At 35.9% G+C, this 17,948-nt stretch carries 16 protein-coding genes and 3 pseudogenes; 13 read left to right on the top strand and 6 right to left on the bottom strand.

Annotated features, from left to right (window positions below):
* The first annotated feature begins 169 nt into the window (after positions 1-169).
* The 6 genes from RCG20_RS04055 (at position 170) to RCG20_RS04030 (ending at position 4,264) form a co-directional block, all read left to right on the top strand.
* Positions 170-340 (top strand): YpmA family protein, encoded by a 171-nt coding sequence (locus tag RCG20_RS04055; protein ID WP_308182956.1) that lies wholly within the window; start codon positions 170-172, stop codon positions 338-340.
* A 12-nt stretch (positions 341-352) separates the two neighbouring features.
* Positions 353-826, top strand: a complete 474-nt coding sequence (locus RCG20_RS04050) for a cell wall elongation regulator TseB-like domain-containing protein (RefSeq protein ID WP_308182955.1) — start codon at positions 353-355, stop codon at positions 824-826.
* A gap of 25 nt (positions 827-851) precedes the next feature.
* On the top strand, positions 852-2,045 hold the full coding sequence (locus RCG20_RS04045; protein ID WP_308182954.1) for a pyridoxal phosphate-dependent aminotransferase: 1,194 nt from the start codon (positions 852-854) through the stop codon (positions 2,043-2,045).
* Between the two features lie 270 nt (positions 2,046-2,315).
* On the top strand, positions 2,316-3,017 hold the full coding sequence (locus tag RCG20_RS04040) for a DnaD domain-containing protein (protein WP_308182953.1): 702 nt from the start codon (positions 2,316-2,318) through the stop codon (positions 3,015-3,017).
* Positions 3,018-3,081: 64 nt separating this feature from the next.
* The gene (gene nth / locus RCG20_RS04035) at positions 3,082-3,744 is read left to right on the top strand and encodes an endonuclease III (RefSeq protein ID WP_308182952.1); all 663 of its coding nucleotides are present in this window, start codon (positions 3,082-3,084) and stop codon (positions 3,742-3,744) included.
* A complete protein-coding gene (locus RCG20_RS04030) occupies positions 3,737-4,264 on the top strand; it encodes a YpoC family protein (RefSeq protein ID WP_308182951.1) in 528 nt (175 codons plus the stop codon). The genes nth and RCG20_RS04030 overlap by 8 nt, the downstream gene beginning before the upstream one ends.
* An 814-nt stretch (positions 4,265-5,078) precedes the next feature.
* Here RCG20_RS04030 and RCG20_RS04025 read toward each other — a convergent pair.
* Both RCG20_RS04025 and recU read right to left on the bottom strand, forming a co-directional pair.
* Positions 5,079-7,727: a transglycosylase domain-containing protein gene (locus RCG20_RS04025; RefSeq protein WP_308182950.1), complete on the bottom strand. Its 2,649-nt coding sequence runs from the start codon at positions 7,725-7,727 to the stop codon at positions 5,079-5,081.
* 42 nt (positions 7,728-7,769) lie between these two features.
* Positions 7,770-8,381: a Holliday junction resolvase RecU gene (recU, locus tag RCG20_RS04020; RefSeq protein ID WP_308182949.1), complete on the bottom strand. Its 612-nt coding sequence runs from the start codon at positions 8,379-8,381 to the stop codon at positions 7,770-7,772.
* A 125-nt stretch (positions 8,382-8,506) separates the two neighbouring features.
* Here recU and RCG20_RS04015 point away from each other — a divergent pair, with 125 nt between their 5' ends.
* From RCG20_RS04015 to RCG20_RS04005, 3 genes are all read left to right on the top strand, one after another.
* On the top strand, positions 8,507-9,484 hold the full coding sequence (locus RCG20_RS04015) for a DUF2515 family protein (protein WP_308182948.1): 978 nt from the start codon (positions 8,507-8,509) through the stop codon (positions 9,482-9,484).
* Between the two features lie 375 nt (positions 9,485-9,859).
* The gene (locus RCG20_RS04010; RefSeq protein ID WP_308182947.1) at positions 9,860-10,138 is read left to right on the top strand and encodes a hypothetical protein; all 279 of its coding nucleotides are present in this window, start codon (positions 9,860-9,862) and stop codon (positions 10,136-10,138) included.
* A gap of 85 nt (positions 10,139-10,223) precedes the next feature.
* Positions 10,224-10,580: a DUF1798 family protein gene (locus RCG20_RS04005; protein WP_308182946.1), complete on the top strand. Its 357-nt coding sequence runs from the start codon at positions 10,224-10,226 to the stop codon at positions 10,578-10,580.
* 106 nt (positions 10,581-10,686) lie between these two features.
* Here the strand turns inward: RCG20_RS04005 and RCG20_RS04000 are convergent, their stop codons facing one another.
* Entirely contained in the window at positions 10,687-10,896 is a 210-nt protein-coding gene (locus tag RCG20_RS04000; RefSeq protein WP_308182944.1) for a YppF family protein, read from the bottom strand.
* 181 nt (positions 10,897-11,077) lie between these two features.
* Here RCG20_RS04000 and RCG20_RS03995 point away from each other — a divergent pair, with 181 nt between their 5' ends.
* The 3 genes and pseudogenes from RCG20_RS03995 to RCG20_RS21730 all read left to right on the top strand — a co-directional run bounded on the left by RCG20_RS03995 (position 11,078) and on the right by RCG20_RS21730 (position 12,883).
* On the top strand, positions 11,078-11,800 hold the full coding sequence (locus RCG20_RS03995) for a YppG family protein (RefSeq protein WP_308182943.1): 723 nt from the start codon (positions 11,078-11,080) through the stop codon (positions 11,798-11,800).
* A 513-nt stretch (positions 11,801-12,313) separates the two neighbouring features.
* A pseudogene (locus tag RCG20_RS21735) lies at positions 12,314-12,501 on the top strand (transposase).
* A gap of 20 nt (positions 12,502-12,521) precedes the next feature.
* Positions 12,522-12,883: pseudogene (locus RCG20_RS21730) on the top strand (transposase).
* Positions 12,884-13,084: 201 nt separating this feature from the next.
* On the opposite strand, the pseudogene RCG20_RS03985 reads toward RCG20_RS21730, so the two are convergent.
* Positions 13,085-14,544, bottom strand: a pseudogene (locus RCG20_RS03985) (IS1182 family transposase).
* 450 nt (positions 14,545-14,994) lie between these two features.
* Entirely contained in the window at positions 14,995-15,477 is a 483-nt protein-coding gene (locus tag RCG20_RS03980; protein WP_308182942.1) for an Hsp20/alpha crystallin family protein, read from the bottom strand.
* Between the two features lie 191 nt (positions 15,478-15,668).
* Here RCG20_RS03980 and hcp point away from each other — a divergent pair, with 191 nt between their 5' ends.
* Positions 15,669-16,967 (top strand): hydroxylamine reductase, encoded by a 1,299-nt coding sequence (gene hcp, locus RCG20_RS03975; RefSeq protein WP_308182941.1) that lies wholly within the window; start codon positions 15,669-15,671, stop codon positions 16,965-16,967.
* A 200-nt stretch (positions 16,968-17,167) separates the two neighbouring features.
* On the opposite strand, the gene RCG20_RS03970 is transcribed toward hcp, so the two are convergent.
* A complete protein-coding gene (locus tag RCG20_RS03970) occupies positions 17,168-17,860 on the bottom strand; it encodes a Crp/Fnr family transcriptional regulator (RefSeq protein WP_308182940.1) in 693 nt (230 codons plus the stop codon).
* Between the last annotated feature and the right edge of the window lie 88 nt (positions 17,861-17,948).

The following is a 17,948-nucleotide window of genomic DNA, read 5'->3' as shown; positions in this document are numbered from 1 at the left end:
TTAGTAATGGCAAAATGCATTGTTAATAATTAGTAAAAACATGTAACGTTGTTTAAAAAATTTTGGTAAATTAATTGGTTTGAGTAGCGAAATGGCTCTCACCTGTTATAATGATTTAATAGAATCCATCATTTCCTATTGGGGAAATTGGGTGAAGGAGGTTAAATTTTTGGAAAGCAAAATTGAGGTTCTCTCAACAGTTAAGATTCAGCATAGTTCGGATTTATATAAAATTGTAGACTCACTTAACCGGACTTTGAAAGATAAAGACCTTATGTTTGGGCTTGCCCTTGATAGTGATGATCAAAATAAAGCGATATTTACAATTTATCGTACATAGTGATGTGAAAAAATGAAAAAATGGATTTTAATTTTAATATTATTTTTTTTAATTGTTATTGGGATCTTTACTAAAATATATTTAACCGCAGTCGAACCTTTAAAAATTGCTGAGAAAAAAGCTGTTACCTTTGCTGAAAAGAAAGTTCATATCAGCCAAGTAAATGATTTCCATTTGTATCATGGTCTTGAAACAGTGGACGTTATTGAAGGGGAAAATAAACAAGGCGATAAAATTATTATTTGGATTCCTGAAAAAAGCAAAAAAATGGTTATCAAAAAAGCGAAAAATGGCCTTACAAAAGCAGAGGCAATTCGAAAATTAGAGGAATCAAAAAATCCCAAAAAAATTATTTCAGTCAGATTGGGAATGGAAAAAAATATTCCTTTATGGGAAATCTATTATCGTTCCGATAATAATTTAATAAATTATTATTATATTCGCTTTGAAACAGGTGAATGGTTAAAGAAAATTGAAAACTTATAATTCATTGGTGAGTGGAGGAAATAGTATGGAATTAAAATTAGCAAACAGAGTAATGTCCTTAACACCGTCATCCACATTGGCAATTACTGCAAAAGCAAAAGAATTGAAAGCGCAGGGTATTGATGTAATCGGATTGGGTGCTGGCGAACCTGATTTTAATACACCAAAACATATTTTGGATGCAGCTGTTGAGTCAATGAATGAAGGCCAAACAAAATATACGCCTTCAGCTGGATTGCCTGATCTTAAGAAGGCAATCATTGAGAAATTAGCAAAAGATCAAGAGCTCTCATATCAACCAAATGAAATTATTGTGGCAAATGGAGCTAAGCATGCCTTATACACCTTGTTTCAGGTTATCTTAAATGACGGGGATGAAGTAATTATCCCTACACCATACTGGGTAAGTTACCCGGAACAAGTAAAACTTTCTGGGGGCAAACCAGTTTATGTAGAAGGATCTGAAGGTAATGAATTTAAGATCACAGCTGAACAGTTGGAAGGCGCTATAACTGAAAAGACAAAAGCGGTTATTCTTAATTCTCCAAGTAATCCCACTGGTATTCTTTACACAGAGGATGAGCTACGAGATTTAGGAAAAATTTGTGTTGAAAAAAATATCCTAATTATTTCTGATGAGATTTATGAAAAATTGATCTATGGTGATGTTAAACATGTTTCAATTGCACAATTATCAAATGAATTGAAAGAACAAACAATCATTATAAACGGTGTTTCAAAGTCACATTCTATGACAGGCTGGAGAATTGGGTATGCTGCAGGTAATCAGCAAATTATAAAGGCAATGACTAATCTGGCAAGTCATAGTACTTCCAATCCTACAACAACAGCACAATATGCTGCAATTGCTGCTTACAATGGAACCCAAGAGCCTGTTGAAGAAATGCGTTTGGCATTCGAAAAAAGGCTCGAAGCTATTTATGATAAGCTAATTACTATTCCGGGTCTAACATGTGTGAAACCACAAGGTGCATTTTATTTATTCCCGAATGCTAAGGAAGCTGCAGAATTAACAGGATACAGCAATGTTGATGAGTTTGTTGAAGGGTTACTTGTTGAAGCGAAGGTGGCAGTAATTCCGGGTTCCGGTTTTGGTGCTCCTGATAACATACGTCTATCATACGCAACTTCACTTGATCTTTTAGAGGTCGCAGTAGAGCGAATTAACCAATTCATTCGAGTAAAAAAAGCAAAATAAATATCTAAATAGAAGGCAAACTAAAAAAGTTGAATTAAGGCACTACCAATAAGAAAGTAAAAAGTCTGCACACTAGCAGACTTTTTACTTTCTATTTTTAGCTAAGCAGAATTCTTTTCCATAAATTCTGCTAGTGCATAAGTGCAACTACGCCTAATCATCGCTCTTAGGGGCTCGCCAATAGGCTAGTTTTTTTAACAAAATCTGCTTTTCTTTCTCCATTTTCGTATGGCTCAATTCATGGTATACTTAAAGGGAGGTGTCCTAAAAATGAGATCGAGTTTATTATCATGGATCGAAGAAGGAAATATTACCATTCCTGCTATTTTATTTTTGGAATATAGAAATATTAAATTAAATGAATATGAACTAATGCTCCTATTGCACATAAATACATTTATTGAAAAAGGGAATGGGTTTCCTACCCCTGAAGAACTTTCTTCACGTATGACGATTTCAACTACAGAATGTACAGAAATACTAAGAAAGCTTATCCAACATGGGTTTATTGAAATAATAGATGAATGTTCAACAGAAGGTATTAGATTTGAACGATATTCTTTAAGACCATTATGGGAAAAATTAATTGACCAGTTTCTATTAAATAAAAAAGGTAAGCAAGAACTGAGTAGACAATCAGAAGAAACAGATCTTTATACATGTTATGAAAAAGAATTTGGACGACCGTTATCTCCGTTTGAATGCGAAACACTTGGCATGTGGATGGATGATGACCACCATGACCCCTCAATTATTAAAGCTGCATTACGTGAGGCTGTGATGTCTGGGAAATTAAATTTTCGGTATATTGACAGAATTCTTTTTGAATGGAAGAAAAACGGAATTAAAACAATTGATCAGGCAAAAAGCCAGGGACGCAAATTCCGCCAAAAACAAATGCATGGCAGGGATCCGCAAGCGGAACAGCCATCATCAACAACAGTGCCATTCTATAACTGGTTAGAACAATAGTTTTTCTAAAAAACGAGAGAATAGGATCTCTCGTTTTTTGAATCTACTTATTGAGGTGATGTACATGCTTACAAATACTCAAATTCGATACTGCTTTGATAAAATGGGTGAAATGTATCCTGAAGCACATTGCGAATTAAATCATACAAATCCATTTGAGCTGATAATCGCGGTTTCCTTATCGGCACAGTGTACCGATGCGCTCGTAAATAAGGTAACTAGGGGGCTATTTGAAAAATATAAAACCCCGAATGATTATTTACATGTCCCACTTGAAGAACTTCAAAATGATATTCGCTCAATAGGGTTATATCGCAATAAGGCAAAAAATATCCAAGGTCTTTGCCGAATCGTATTAGAACAGTATGATGGGAAAATACCAGCAGATAGAGATGAACTAATAAAGCTCCCAGGTGTTGGCCGAAAAACGGCAAATGTTGTTGTTTCAGTCGCATTTGGTATTCCTGCAATTGCTGTAGATACCCATGTAGAAAGGGTAAGTAAACGATTAGCAATATGTCGCTGGAAAGACTCAGTCTTAGAAGTTGAAAATACACTTATGAGAAAAGTACCAAAAGAGGAATGGTCGGTCACACACCATCGGTTGATATTTTTTGGCAGGTATCATTGTAAAGCACAAAACCCTCAATGTGATGTTTGCCCGCTACTTGAATTATGCAGGGAAGGAAAGAAAAGGATGAAGGGAAAGGGTAAAGTAAATGGATGATTCGATCAAAAGATTACAAATTCCAGATGAGTTAGTGCATCCATTCTTTTTTTCTGAGAATGAAATTGCTGTGAAAAAGCCTCCAGTTCCTTTTACTCTTGAAGTGAATTTTATTTGTGAACTTTTTTACTATAATGGCATTGAAACCTTTAAACCTTGGGTGAGTTATGAGGAAGTTATTCCTACCTTATTGGATAAATGGCAAACAGAAAAGGATCACTTGAAATTATTGCATCGTGAAAGAGATCAAAAGAATATTTTACAGAGTATGAAAAAAGGAATTGGTTTGTTTATTCAACTTTTGTTTTGGAGTAATGGTGAGCCGGTTCAGTTAAATGAATCCTTTTCTATCCTGGAATTAGCATATAAACCTGTGAATGTCCAAGAAAGATTGAGATTCATTATTTCCAGACCAAATCTATTTCACTCATACATTCAATTATCAGAGCTAATGCTTGAACAGGAAAAACAGTATGAAAAGAAAAATATAATGAAAAAAGCGTTTAGACCAAAAGTCTAAACGCTCAGGCTGTCGAAAAACCTCTCGATGGCTTTTTTATTTATTTAATTTATTTGACTATACACCGCTCCTGCGGGGTATCCTCCAATGTCATTAACTCAAGGTTCTATTTAAAATTCTAATCATTTTTTAAAGGTTCTTTGAGTATAAATGATTGTTTTTAGACTAAAACTTTGCCCGTTGCTTTCCGCTCCGGGCACTTGCTTTCCGCGGGGAGGGATGGAAGCCTCCTCGGCGTACCGCCTGTGGGGTCTCCCATTCCCTCTAATCCCGCAGGAGTCAAGTGCTCTCCGCTCCAATCAACTCATGTAGATATAGTAGAAAAATCTAAAAATACCCTTTATAAATATAAAAAAACTCGCCGAATAGCATGCCCTTAAGGACGATGAGCTTATTCGCTAGCAGTATTTATAGGTATAAATTCTGCTTAGCTAAAAGAGACTTCTTGGAACCATTAGTGCTCATTGATCCCACTAGATGGCAAAAAATGTGGTCTTTGGAAATCATTCATGCTCTCGTCGAACCCGGGCACGATTATGCTCTATTTTTTGAAAATATTAATATCCTGGTGGAATTTAAATGATAGTAATGAGAGATGTTCTTAATACGAATAAATCATCCGCGTTATTTGGAATCGCCAACATCAATTTAAATAAAAAATTGCCGAGAAAATACCCTTTCTCGGCAATCTGATCGTTTAGACCAAAAGTCTAAACGATTTTTTCTTTTCTTTATATGATAAGAAAGTATATAGTTGACAACTTACCAACTATTGGATTGTCAATGTATATCAGGATGCTTGCGCATTTGTTAGTTATCCACCGGTGCCGTTTGAACCCGTTCCTGTGGAATCTGAACCATTACCAGTACCAGAACCACCAGAAGAACCGCCGGCCCCGTTTCCGGCTCCAGAACCAGAACCAGTGCCAGAACCAGTGCCAGAACCAGTGCCAGAACCATTTCCAGAACCAGTACCAGTAGTACCACCACCGTTAGTAGTTCCTCCACCACTTCCGTTTCCTGGATTTGTGACAGGAGGGATAGTTCCTCCATTATCGCCGCCTTGATTTCCATTTTGATCCCCTTGATTATTTTCGTTTGTTGGACTTGGAATATCAATGGAAACCGTTGCGGGATCACTTGTTTCACCAGTACTTGTAGCAATAATCTTAAATTGATATTTTGCCCCAGGAGTCGGATTGGAAATCCGAAGCCCTTTTTCAGAAGTTGAAGAAAGCTTTTGCTCTGTTCCGCCATTTAAAGAAACACTTACATCAAACTGAACAGGTGTAGCTGACTTATTATTGTAATTCCAAGTAAGAACAATCTCATTTTTCACCTGGTCGAAGGTTGCTGATGCGCCAATTGGTGCATCAAGTTTATTATATTTTACGGATACATTTTTAGGCGCGTGCCCTTTGACTGCATACTCGTAAAGGACTTCGCTATCTGGTGTATAAGCACTTGCCAATTTTGGAGGCATTGTGTCTTTTTCAATTCTAACCTTTTGAACTGATTTTGGTATAGTAAAGTCAGGTGTATTTACATCCCTTGAAACGTATTCCATTACATTTTTAAAGATATATTGGGCTATTTTTTGATTGTCACCTGGTTCGATCGGTGTAGAACGGTCTTTGTAACCGGTCCAAACTGATGCTGTGTATTTGGTTGTATAACCAGTAAACCATGCGTCTGGAACGGCTTTACTGCTTCCTATATTCCATTGACTTAATTCCTGATCTGAATAGTTAGTTGTCCCCGTTTTACCAGCAACAGGAAGGCCAGGAATTTTTGCTTTTACACCTGTTCCAGGGTATTCAAGGACACTTTTTAGCATATCTGTAACCATGAATGCCGTATAATCTTTCATGACAACCTTTGTTTCCGGTGCTGTATTGATTTCAGTACCATCACGAAGCTTGATCTTTGTTATTGCATGAGGCTTTGTGTAAAAGCCATTATTACCAAATGCACTGTAGGCTCCTGCCATTTGTAGTGGGGATACCCCGTGGGTAAAACCACCTATAGCATATGATTCATATATATCTTTTAATGGTATTCCTAAATTTATAGCAAAGTTTTTTGCCTTATCCAATCCAACCTGTTGTAATGTTTGAACAGCAGGAGTATTACGAGATAATTGTAGGGCTTTTCTAATTGTCATGGGTCCCATATAGCGATTATCCCAGTTCCCAAATGTCTTTCCTGTTGAATACTTGATTTGTTTATCCTCAATCATATGGTATGTTCCCCACTGAAGATACTCGATTGCAGGACCATAATCCAAAACTGGTTTAATTGTTGAACCAGGCTGACGTTGGGTATCAATAGCAAAGTTAAATCCACGTTTTACCTTTTGATTCCTTCCGCCTCCGATTGCACGGATTTCATCTGTTTTGGTATCTAGAAGAGCAACACCAGCTTGGAATTGATCATCAGGGTAATTTACAATTTCATTTGTATTAAGAACTTTATCAACATATAGTTGGGCCTTTGGATCCAATGTAGTATAAATGGTTAAACCGTCAGAAAATATATCAAAATCTCCACTCTGTTTAACTTCATCAATAACGGCATCAACAAATGAATCATATGGTTTTTCATTTATGGTACGCTGTTCATCTTTTACAAGTGTTGATTGAACAGGGGTATTTTGAGCTTTTTCCATTTCAGTCTTTGAAATATAGCCATGTTGGTTCATTAGACTGAGAACAATGTCACGTCTTTTTTTAGCTGCCTCTGGATGATTAAATGGATTATAGTTATTAGGACTTTGCGGAAGCCCCGCAAGCATAGCGGCTTCTGGTAATGTTACATCCTTTATACTTTTGCCATAATAAACTTTGGCAGCAGTTCCAACCCCATTAGCATTTTCTGACATAAAAATTTTATTGAGGTACATTTCTAAAATTTGATGCTTTGTATATTTTTGTTCAAGCTGATAGGCAAGCCACGCCTCTTCAACTTTTCTTTTTAATGTTTTTTTCGGTGATAAAAATGAATTTTTGACAACTTGCTGAGTAATCGTACTTGCCCCTTCAGTGCCAAAACCATGTTGAAGATTTGCTAAAACAGCTCCACCAAGACGTATTGGATCAATACCGTGATGCTGGTAAAAGCGATAATCCTCAGTTGCCAAAAAGGCATCCTCCACAACACTTGGAATATCTTTATATGCCACATATTCTCTGTTCGCAGCGCCTACTTCTGTAACTAAATTTCCATTCATATCTAAAATTTTCGAGGCGATTGGATCTTTTAATAACTTGGGATCAAGTTTAGGAGCGTCTTTCACTAAGTAGGCAAATGTTGCTACTCCGGCCAACATTCCAACAATTCCAAGAGCGATTAAGGTCAGAAAGATTTTCTTCGCTAATCCACCAGTCTTTTTCTTGCCTTTCTGGTTGCTCTTCGAGGTGAGTTGTTTCCGACGCTCCTCCCTTGATTGATATTGATCTGCCATTATAAAGTTCCTTCCTTTCTAAGCCTTGAATAAAAATCATTCTTAAGATAACTCATAAAGTTGTTCTATTATTTTAATATAGTCAATTCTAGGTTGAAATCCAAGTGGGATGCAATATGCTATCCGTTCTATTTCTATCTTTGTGATTGATTTCCTTCCACCACTCTTCATTCTTTCCCAAAAAGATAATAAGTGCTTTGCTTCAAGTAAAAATACTTGTTCAAAAGCTGTAAATCGGATGATAACAAAACAAATTCCCTTTTGAGCTAATACGGCTTGCATATGATGAATCTGATGTTCATGAAAATTTTTCAATGGAAAAGATGTGGCATTTTGTGTTTCCTTTGCCTCAAAATCAATATATCTTCCCTTATATACCCCATTATAATCTGTTGTGGATGCCTGCTTGAAATAGGCCTCTTTAATTACAGCAGCACTTCGTCGGGGATAATCTACTTGAACGATTTGGACTGGCGTTGGTTTTTTATGGATCACAGCTATTTCTCGATCAAGATAAAATGCATTTGTTTCGTTTAAATCCTCTTCAAGTGTCATCCCTCGATTACTGAATGATCCATTTTTTATCTTACTACCTATCTCGGCAACATTTTTCTTTGGTATATATTGTTTTCCATTAGGATAATGAAAATTCAATGTTATCCACCTCACAAACTAATACCTATCATATCAAATCCAATTCAAATTGAGGTGAATAAATTTATCTAACTTGATGTACTCTAAAAAATAAAAGCATTTTTATTAAGGGAAGAAGATATAGCATGAATCATTTTACAATACAGGAACAAACGATTGTTCGTCAAATCCAAATAGAAACCAATAAGAAAAATAGAGATAACATAACGAGAACAGAAGCATATTTTAATTATTTTAAAAAGAACCCAGATCTAATTTGGTCGTTTCTTGCAAGTATGGTTTCAAGAAACGGGGGCTGGAATATGTGTGATCTCGAGGGATCAATCTTCCCGGAAATTTTAGATCCCCAAACAAGAAAACTACTTTTTCTTACCTACGAGCGAGCAAATTGGCTTATTTTTCAAGATGTTTTTCCTCAGCTTTTGCTTTACCAATATTCGACGAAAATAAACCGTTCAATGTTTCATTTACTTCCATATTTCAATGTTTCCAAGTTTATTCAAAAGGAATGGGAGCATTATTGGAAAGGGAACGATCAAGTAAAACTAACGAGGGCATTAATAATAAATGAACAAAATGTTATTCAAAAACCTGTAATTGAACATCCAGTATATAAAAAAAGAGTGTTTCACTCGATGATTTTCTCTTTTCAGGATTGGCTTCATTTTAGTTGTGTTTTATTTCCAACTTGTGGTGGGGAGCTTTATGGAGCAAGTGTAAGCGGGTTTAAGTCTATCTCGAAAAGGATTAATCTTGGGAAAAGACTGAGCACAATCCTATTTGATCAGCGATTATTTCCGTATTTTTATGAATTTGCTGAAAATACAACTCATACAGGTTCAAGATTTGATTATGAACAGTATTTTAAAACAAATAGTAAAAGAGAAACTCCATTTTTAAGGGCGACATTTCCGGTAATTAAACATCATCGTCATCAAATTAATGATTGGAGTTTGAATCGTCATGTCTCGCCTGGATGGCTCCATTTTCCAGCAGCAAACCATCACCCCATTCATTTGACAGATTGGTACTATGCAAAAAAATACCAACTTCAATTATTGCTTCTAGCTAAACAAACGTTAAATATAAAAAAGAAATTCTGATTAGCTAAAAAAGCAAGGGCTTCCCTTGCTTTTTTGGTTGATGGGAATCCATCCTCATAGCTCGTGTAACCATTACTCTGCCGGGCGATTTGGTCCTTCTAGCTTTTTGTCACCAAATCCTGGCATTTTTGGAGCTTCTGTACGCGGTTGTTTCTTATTTTCTTGGTTATTTTTTTGCAAAATAATACACCTCCTTAAATATCATGTGCGGATTTAAAGGATTTCATGTATCTATTGAATTATGTCGAAATAAAAACGTAAAAATGCCATATTGACACTTTCTTTGGCGAATTGCTTCTAGTTTTGTCAAGAAGGAAGGAAGCAGGAAAAGGAAGGAGAATTAGTCTACATAGAAAAAATATAGGAGGGCATTAAATGATTAATTCCGTATCACAAAAGGAAAAACTATTAATAATGATGACAGAAATTTACGATCAATTAGAAGAATTGGAGTCAGTACTGGATGCATCCTTTTCTGAACTAAGCGATAAATGGAAAACTGATGAACTTAGTAAAATGGTAGAACCTGAGCAAAAAATTTCCAATCTTGAAAAGAAAATAGAGGAAGTCTATTTCAAAAATACTGAGGAACAACAAGATTCCAATATTAAAAATCAGAAGCCAGCCTCACTAAAGTTTGAATTAGGCTTTTAACTAGAGTTAAAATAATAATAACTTTGTTGGGTAGCTTTGATGATTAAGCTACTTTTTATTTTGGAAAGGAAAGGAATTTTGAAATATGGAAAAACAAATAATACTATTAACGGAGAAACTCTTACACTATAATGAGTTATTTTTGCAATACTTTGAAGCGGGAAGAGAGGAACTGATGAAAATAGACTTTCACGAAGTTGTAAAACCTTTTGCAAATGAAGTTAAAGCTATCAATGATGAATGGAGAATCCTTCTAAAAAGGTGGATTACCGAAAATTCGCCTAACCATTTTAAAAGTAGCCAGGTGGACTCCACTTATGAACAAATTGAGGGTTTATCGATCCAAGCGTTTTTTCCTGAAACAAGTAAGACGAGATTTTTAAATTCAAATCGGACCATTGATTATTTTCTTACAGGAATAATGAAAGAATTAACAAAATAAAAAGGGATTGTACTAAAAATAGTCAATCCCTTTAAAGGCTATACTTTTTTAGTGGAATCCACTAATCATCGCCCTTGTAGCTTATAATCGATGACATATCTCTTTTTCAATTCGTATTTTTGATGAGGGAGTCATCAGTAATGTCTGGATTAATGGCACCATGAGCTTCCAAATCCCTGACAAGAAGGCGATATTCTTTTATAGTAATCTCATTTTGAATATATGCTTTCTTTGCAAAATCCATTAATTCATTTACATTATCAGGTGTACAGTCACGACTTTGAATAAATAGGCTTTTTAATTCGCCAATGTCCATATTAGTGCCTCCTTCATCTATTCTATCTTCAATGGTAACATGAAATAAAAAAAATTTTAGTTTTTAAAAAATTTAAACTTCCGACACTTTCCGACAAATATATTTAATTTTGAAAAAAATCACCTTTTCTCCACTATTTTCATAAAGTGTAGTAATGAATTAGCGGAGGAGATGTTTGCCCATGTTTGGAAATCGAAGAAACTACTTCAACTATGGATACCCAGGGCAAATGATGCAAAAAACCCCATCAAATTTTGAAGATACCAGAGGGGTCATACGTAATCAGCCATATCCAGATCAGAGTCCATATCAAAATCAAAATCCATATCAAAGTCAGAGTCCACATCAAAGTCAAAATCCATATCAAAGTCAGAGTCCATATCAAAATCAAAATCCATATCAAAGTCAGAATCCATATCAAAATCAAAGTCAAAATCATCAGTGGCAATCTTATCAACAACAGAACCCTTATTATCAAGGAGGAATTCAACCGCTCAACCCTTATTTCCAAGGAGGATATCAACAACCTTTAAACCAGGCTGTTCCACAAGCAAATATGCAAAACCAACATTCTCATATCCCAACAACATATCCTCACAAAGATTCGCAGTTCCTATTTCAAAATCCACTACAGCCACAAGAAGAAATGCATCCTAACCAATTTCTACAATCAAACGGATATCAGAATATGAACCAATATCCAAATCAAAACATGAATCCTTATCCTAAACAAAATTTGATGCCAAAGCATAATGGCGGAATGCAATCATTTATGAATTCATTTAAATCTCAGGACGGATCAGTAGATTATAATAAAATGATGAATACTGCGGGTCAAATGATGTCTGCAGTTAATCAAGTTTCCTCGATAGTAAAGGGCTTGGGAGGATTTTTCAAGGCGTAAAAAAGGCGACCAAAGATGGTAGTCAGGCTGTCGAAAAACCCTTCGACAGCTTATTATTTTGCATAGATTCTTTAATAATTCACCGCATTAATTTGTTATAATGATATTAGTATATTAGCTTTGTAACTGGTCTGTTGATTTCCGCTCCAGGCGCTCGCTTTCCGCGGGCGTGCCGGGGAGCTTCCTCAGCGCTGAAGCGCTTGCGGGATCTCCCCTGCCCCGTACACCCGCAGGAGTCGAGCGCCTTCCACTCCAATCAACAGAGTGTCTTTCAATAAAGAACTTACGTTCAACTAATAAATAATAAAAAAGTGGTGAAATCAATGTTTAAGCCAAAAGAGTCTAGTCAAAATGAATATGAATTTGTATCTATTGATGAATTAGTACCTGATGACCATCTACTTCGTTTGATTGATTGATAAATATATTGATTTTTCCTTTCTTCTAGAAAAAATCCGCCAATATTACAGCGATGATAATGGACGCCCAACTGACCCCCTTATTCTTTTTAAAATGATGTTTATTGGTTATATTTATGGCATTCGTTCTGAACGCCAACTAGAAGAACAAACGTTGCCTATCGCTGGTTTTTAGGTCTAAAATTCAAGGACTCTGTACCTCATCACTCAAGGATTAGTTGGAATCGTCAACACCGTTTTAAGGATGTGACCTGTACATATGCCCCAACAACAAAGAATTAACATACAAAACTACAACCCGTGTGGGATATAGGGAATACAAATCTGATTCGAAGAAGTGTACGAACTGCCCATTTTTATCCCAATGTACACGCTCAAAAAATAAAGTGAAAGTTATAACACGACATGTTTGGGAGGACCACAAAGAAAAGGTAAGGTAAATCGCTTGCCTAAATCTGGAAAAATACTTTATAAATTTAGAAAGGAAAAAATTGAGCGAAGCTTCGCAGACTCTGGAAGAGCTGCATGGGCTTCGCTATTGCCGGTTACGGGATTGAAGAATGCATCCGAGCAGGCTCTCCTTACTGCCGCATGCCAAAATATAAAAAAGATTGTAACACATTTAGCTAAATTGGAAAAAGTGTGTTGCAATACTTTAAGTTGATTTACCCCCTGTTGATTGGAGCGGAGGGCACTCGACTCCTGCGGGATATAGAGGTCACTGGAGACCCCACAGGCGGTAACGAGGCTGCTGAAAAACTGGCGAATTTTTATTTTTCTCATTGGATGTGGATAAAAAAAGCAGCTAGTTGTCCGAATTTTGGATAACTAGCTGCTTTTTTCTTGGTTACTTTTATATTCTATCTTATTTTTTCTCAGAGAGGAGCTTTATAATCCTCTTGAGATTGACTGCGAATATCGCTGTAGCTCCTTGTATTTCCATGCCAAATAGACCCATAGATGACGCCACATCATACCCGTGTCTATGTTTAAGTTCACTATTTTTCGCCTCAATTTTATAGCGTGTTTTCGCTAGGTTTTTAAAACTTCCGTATTTTGAAACGCTTCTTGACCTGTATGTTCCGTTGATTTGATGGTTACTGAATAGGACTTACTTTTCGCTCCTTCTTTATAACATCCTTCACGGAAAAGACAAACAGCACATTTTTTAATATCGAAAAGGTACTTGATTCTAGGGTTTTTATCTTGATTCTTTCTTTCTTCATATTTTTTTCGAATGGCCATATGCCCGGCTTTACAAACATACATCCCTGCATCTTTATTAAAATTAAATTCATCTTCTTTTGTTCTTCTACCATATGTAATAAGTGGATGCAGTCTAGAAACAAGTGTTAATTGGTGTTCTTTTGTATAACAAATATTATTTTTCTCAGAGTAGGCAGTATCCCCAATAATTGTATTAATTTCCATTCCTGTTGCTTGGCTTTTTTTAATTAATTCCTGCAGATATTTTCCATCATTTTTTTCACCTGTTGTCACAACTGCAGCAGTAATAATTCGTTCATCACTCATTGCAATATGCGTTTTGTAGCCAAAAAAAGAAGAATCAGCTGTTTTATGTCCTACACGTGCGTCTGGGTCTGTTGAAAAAGCCAGTTGTTCTGTATAATCTTCCACTACTTCTTTTAGTACATTTAATTTTTCCTTTACAGCTGGGGTTGCCGCAATTTTAGGTTCTGACTCGACAACAGAAATGATTTGACGGCAATAATTTAATTCATCTGTTACTTCGTTAGAAGTTGTTTTGGATGGGAATTTCTCTTTCATGGATTCATCGAACTGATAAACGGCTTTTCGCACATTTTTTGATTTCTCCTGCAAAAATTCTCTCGGTGATTTTTGGTTATAACGTGCTTTTGTATGTGTAGCATCAACAATAATGGTTTTATTTTTAATAATTTCCTTTTCAATTGCAATCTCAACGGTCTTTCCAATGAGCATATCTAATAAACCCACATCTTGAAGACGGAGTTTACGGAATTTTGTTAAAGAACTTGGGTCAATTACGGAATCTTCTGGTGCCATATCGAGGAAATATTTAAACGACATATCATATTTTGAACGTTCTACTACATCTATATCTGACAAATCATAAATTGATTTAAGCAATAGATATTTGAACATACGTATCGGTGACACTGCATTCCGACCGTTATCAAGACAATATTTCGTTTTTAATTCTTCAAGAATAAATGAAAAGTCAACTAGTTTATTGATTTGGCGAAGCATATTATCCTCTGGAACTACGAGATCAAAAATAGCTAAATATGGACTGAAATTGAGAGATTCTTGATTGGAAATCATTTAGATATCACCTACATACATTTAATATCATTATTATAAGACAAATAGGCAGTTGAAAGTTTGATTAATTCAAACTTTCAACTGCCTAAAAAAATGGGACTTTTTCAGTGGCCTCGCGGTAACGCCGAGGAGGCTTCAGGACCTCCCCGCGGAAAGCGAGTGCCTGGAGCGGAAATCAACAGGCCCATTTGCAGGGAGCTTTGATAAATTTGGCATTCGGATTCTGAGAAAATAAAAATTGCCGAGAAAAATACCCCTTTCTCGACAATCTGGCGACCAAAGATGGTCGTCTTTTTTTGCTAATTAGAATTTATAACCGTAAATTCTGCTAGCGCATAAGGGCAACTACGCCTAATCATCGCCCGTAGGGGTTCGCCAATCAGCGAGTTTTCTATAGTTAACAGAGCCATTCAAAAAAAAGCAAGCAATGGATTGCTTGCCTGTAATTTATCAATCTTCTTCAATATGAATAATTTTTCCTTTCTGTTGTGGAATACGAATTTGTAAGAGTCCATCGTGGTAGCTTGCTTTTACCTTTTTATCATTAATGGGTTTAGGAAGATTGATCGTTCGGGATGAATGGACCTGAAGTTGCATACTCCGAAACAGCTGATTTTTTTCATCTTCTTCAATACTATTATCATTGTTTTCAATTGAAATCGTTAACTGGTTTCCTAAAATATCTAAATGGATTTGTTCCCTTTTTATACCTGGAAGTTCAGCAGTAATGATGATTTCTTTATCAGTTTCTACTGTTTTAACCTGAAATGATGCGCTAGGGGGAAAGGGACTTTTAAAAAAATCATCAATAGATTGCAAGAAACCTCTGACAGGCTTTTCGTTAAAAAAGGTATTCATTGACTTGATTATTTCCCCGAATGGCTCATCCTTTGTTTTTTTTCGGTTATTTTCATCTGGAAGCTTAGCTGACATCATTTTTTCCTCCCTTCTCAAAAATGTAACACAATATAATATGCTTTTTTTCTGGACTGGTGCCCGTCATATTTTAGATAAAACTTTATGAAAGATTTAGTACAACTAAAAACTCTGTGATAAATATCACATGATTATGAATGGGATATTTGTATTCTAAAGCAGTAAATAAAAGGAAGAGGAGGAAAAAGATGTTCTGTTACCAATGTGAACAAACCCCAACCGGTGGATGCCAAATTCTCGGTGTCTGTGGTAAAGACGAAACAATTGCAAGCCTTCAAGATACAATTATTTTTGGTTTAAAAGGGATTGCAGCCTATCGAACACATGCAAATCAGTTAGGATATACTGATCCATTTGTTGATGCGACAACACATGAGGCTCTTTATATGACTCTGACAAATTCAAACTTTAATGTTCAGGAACATATTGATATGGCTTTGAAAGTGGGAAAATCAACTGTTCGTGTTATGGAAATGTTAGATGAGGCACATACAAAGCGTTTAGGTATTCCCGAACCGATTCGTGTTAGTCAAAATAAAATTGAAGGAAAGTGCATTGTAGTTTCGGGGCATAATCTGCTAGCTTTAGAAGAATTACTAAAACAGACTGAAGGTAAAGGAATTAATATTTATACTCACTCCGAGATGCTTCCTGCACATGGATATCCTGCTTTAAAAAAATACCCGCATTTAAAAGGCAACATAGGGAAGTCCTGGTTTGATCAACGCATCCTTTTTGAAAAATTCCCGGGTGCTATTTTGGCAACAACAAACTGTGTTATGCCAATTAAAGGTAGTTATGCAGACAGAATGTTTACCTATGAAGTGGCAGGGCTTCCTGATGTACAAAAAATAGTGAATAATGATTTTTCACCATTAATTGATCGATCTTTGGAACTTCCAGAGGCCAATATTGAATCAGATGAAACATTATTAACCGGATTTCATCATGAAACTGTTTTAGGATTGGCACCTGAAGTAATCGAAGCAGTAAAGACTGGAAAGATTAAACGTTTTTTTGTAATAGCTGGCTGTGATGCACCTGGTAATGGTGGACAATATTATCGTGAACTTGCCACTTCACTACCTCCTGAAGCGGTCATTTTAACCACATCATGTGGTAAATTCCGTTTTAATGATATTGATTATGGGGTTGTGCCGGGAACAAATATTCCACGTTACATTGATTTGGGCCAATGTAATAACTCAGGATCGGCCGTTAAAATAGCAATAGCACTTGCCTCAGCATTTGAGTGTGAAATCAATGAACTTCCAGTAAGCATCGTCCTTTCTTGGTTTGAGCAAAAAGCTGTTGCTATTCTGTTAGGACTTTTTAGCCTAGGAATTAAAGATATTCGGATTGGTCCAAAACCACCTGAATTTATTTCTGAAGGAGTTTTGCAAGTTCTTCAAGATACATTTAACTTAAAATTAATTGGAACGGCCCAAGAGGACATGAACGATATGCTACAACTATCAAAAAAATAGAAAAGCAGAAACGCCCGTTTAGAGACGTAGGAACTGGGCCGCTTCTTATTAGATAAAGGAAAAACCGCAGCCAATATGATACGGCTGCGGTTTTTATGTTTTAGCTAAGCAGAATTTATATCCATAAATTCTGCTAGCGCATATCAGGGCAACTACGCCTAATCGTCGCCCTTAGGGGCTAGCCAATCGGCGAGTTTTCTTTACATAATTTCATCCATTAACTTGTCAAGATCAAGGATCATGTTTCCCTCGTCATCTAACTCGATTAATTCATCCCTCTTCATTCTCGTTAAAGTACGGCTAATCGTTTCCCTTGTTGTCCCGATCATATTGGCAAGATCTTTGTTTGTAAACTCAGCCTCAAGCCAAATGGTGTTATCTTCAAGTTTTTTTCCATGGTTTTGAGCAAGGCGTACAAGAAGCTTGATGATCTGCTCGTACGTATTATTAAGAATTTGTTCTTCAAGGCGGTTTTGTAAATCAATAATCTTTTCACCCAATACCTTAAACACCTTGATGCAAAGTTCTGGATTCTCGATTAATACATTTTCAAACTGTGAAATGGGTACTGCGATAGTTGTCGAAGGCTCCAATACTTCAGCAAAAGCAGGGTAATCACCTTTTCTAAAAAAACCTACATGTGGGAACATTTCACCCTTTTTCATAATGGCAACAATTTGTTCTTTTCCGTTTACATCACTTTTGTAAACTTTAATTTTACCATCAAATATAAAATATACATTCTCAAGCGGGTCTCCCTGCAAGAAAACATGACTATGTTTCTTCCAATCACGAACAATGGAAATGTCCGTTATTTTATTTAATTCACTGTCTGTTAATTCCCGAAAAAGAGAGAATCCAGAAAGGACTTTTTTCATTTCTGCTATTTTCATTTAATCACCTCAGCAACCTTTAAATGGATCTATTTCTATTTTAACAAAGTTTAACGCAATAATAGAAATGTTTTTATTAAATTTCTTT

Source organism: Neobacillus sp. PS3-40 (assembly GCF_030915485.1).
In the GTDB taxonomy this organism is placed as follows: Bacteria; Bacillota; Bacilli; order Bacillales; family Cytobacillaceae; genus JAUZPL01.
This window is presented reverse-complemented; position numbering and strand designations above follow the sequence as displayed.

What these genes read in the sequence shown, in the direction of transcription:
- RCG20_RS04015 (WP_308182948.1), top strand. Translation starts at nt 8,507, where the DNA reads ATGAATCATTTTACAATACAGGAACAAACGATTGTTCGTCAAATCCAA.
- RCG20_RS04050 (WP_308182955.1), top strand. Translation starts at nt 353, where the DNA reads ATGAAAAAATGGATTTTAATTTTAATATTATTTTTTTTAATTGTTATT.
- nth (WP_308182952.1), top strand. Translation starts at nt 3,082, where the DNA reads ATGCTTACAAATACTCAAATTCGATACTGCTTTGATAAAATGGGTGAA.
- RCG20_RS04025 (WP_308182950.1), bottom strand. Translation starts at nt 7,727, where the DNA reads ATGGCAGATCAATATCAATCAAGGGAGGAGCGTCGGAAACAACTCACC.
- RCG20_RS04005 (WP_308182946.1), top strand. Translation starts at nt 10,224, where the DNA reads ATGGAAAAACAAATAATACTATTAACGGAGAAACTCTTACACTATAAT.
- RCG20_RS03995 (WP_308182943.1), top strand. Translation starts at nt 11,078, where the DNA reads ATGTTTGGAAATCGAAGAAACTACTTCAACTATGGATACCCAGGGCAA.
- RCG20_RS04010 (WP_308182947.1), top strand. Translation starts at nt 9,860, where the DNA reads ATGATTAATTCCGTATCACAAAAGGAAAAACTATTAATAATGATGACA.
- RCG20_RS03980 (WP_308182942.1), bottom strand. Translation starts at nt 15,477, where the DNA reads ATGTCAGCTAAGCTTCCAGATGAAAATAACCGAAAAAAAACAAAGGAT.
- RCG20_RS04030 (WP_308182951.1), top strand. Translation starts at nt 3,737, where the DNA reads ATGGATGATTCGATCAAAAGATTACAAATTCCAGATGAGTTAGTGCAT.
- RCG20_RS04000 (WP_308182944.1), bottom strand. Translation starts at nt 10,896, where the DNA reads ATGGACATTGGCGAATTAAAAAGCCTATTTATTCAAAGTCGTGACTGT.
- RCG20_RS04040 (WP_308182953.1), top strand. Translation starts at nt 2,316, where the DNA reads ATGAGATCGAGTTTATTATCATGGATCGAAGAAGGAAATATTACCATT.
- RCG20_RS04045 (WP_308182954.1), top strand. Translation starts at nt 852, where the DNA reads ATGGAATTAAAATTAGCAAACAGAGTAATGTCCTTAACACCGTCATCC.
- RCG20_RS03970 (WP_308182940.1), bottom strand. Translation starts at nt 17,860, where the DNA reads ATGAAAATAGCAGAAATGAAAAAAGTCCTTTCTGGATTCTCTCTTTTT.
- hcp (WP_308182941.1), top strand. Translation starts at nt 15,669, where the DNA reads ATGTTCTGTTACCAATGTGAACAAACCCCAACCGGTGGATGCCAAATT.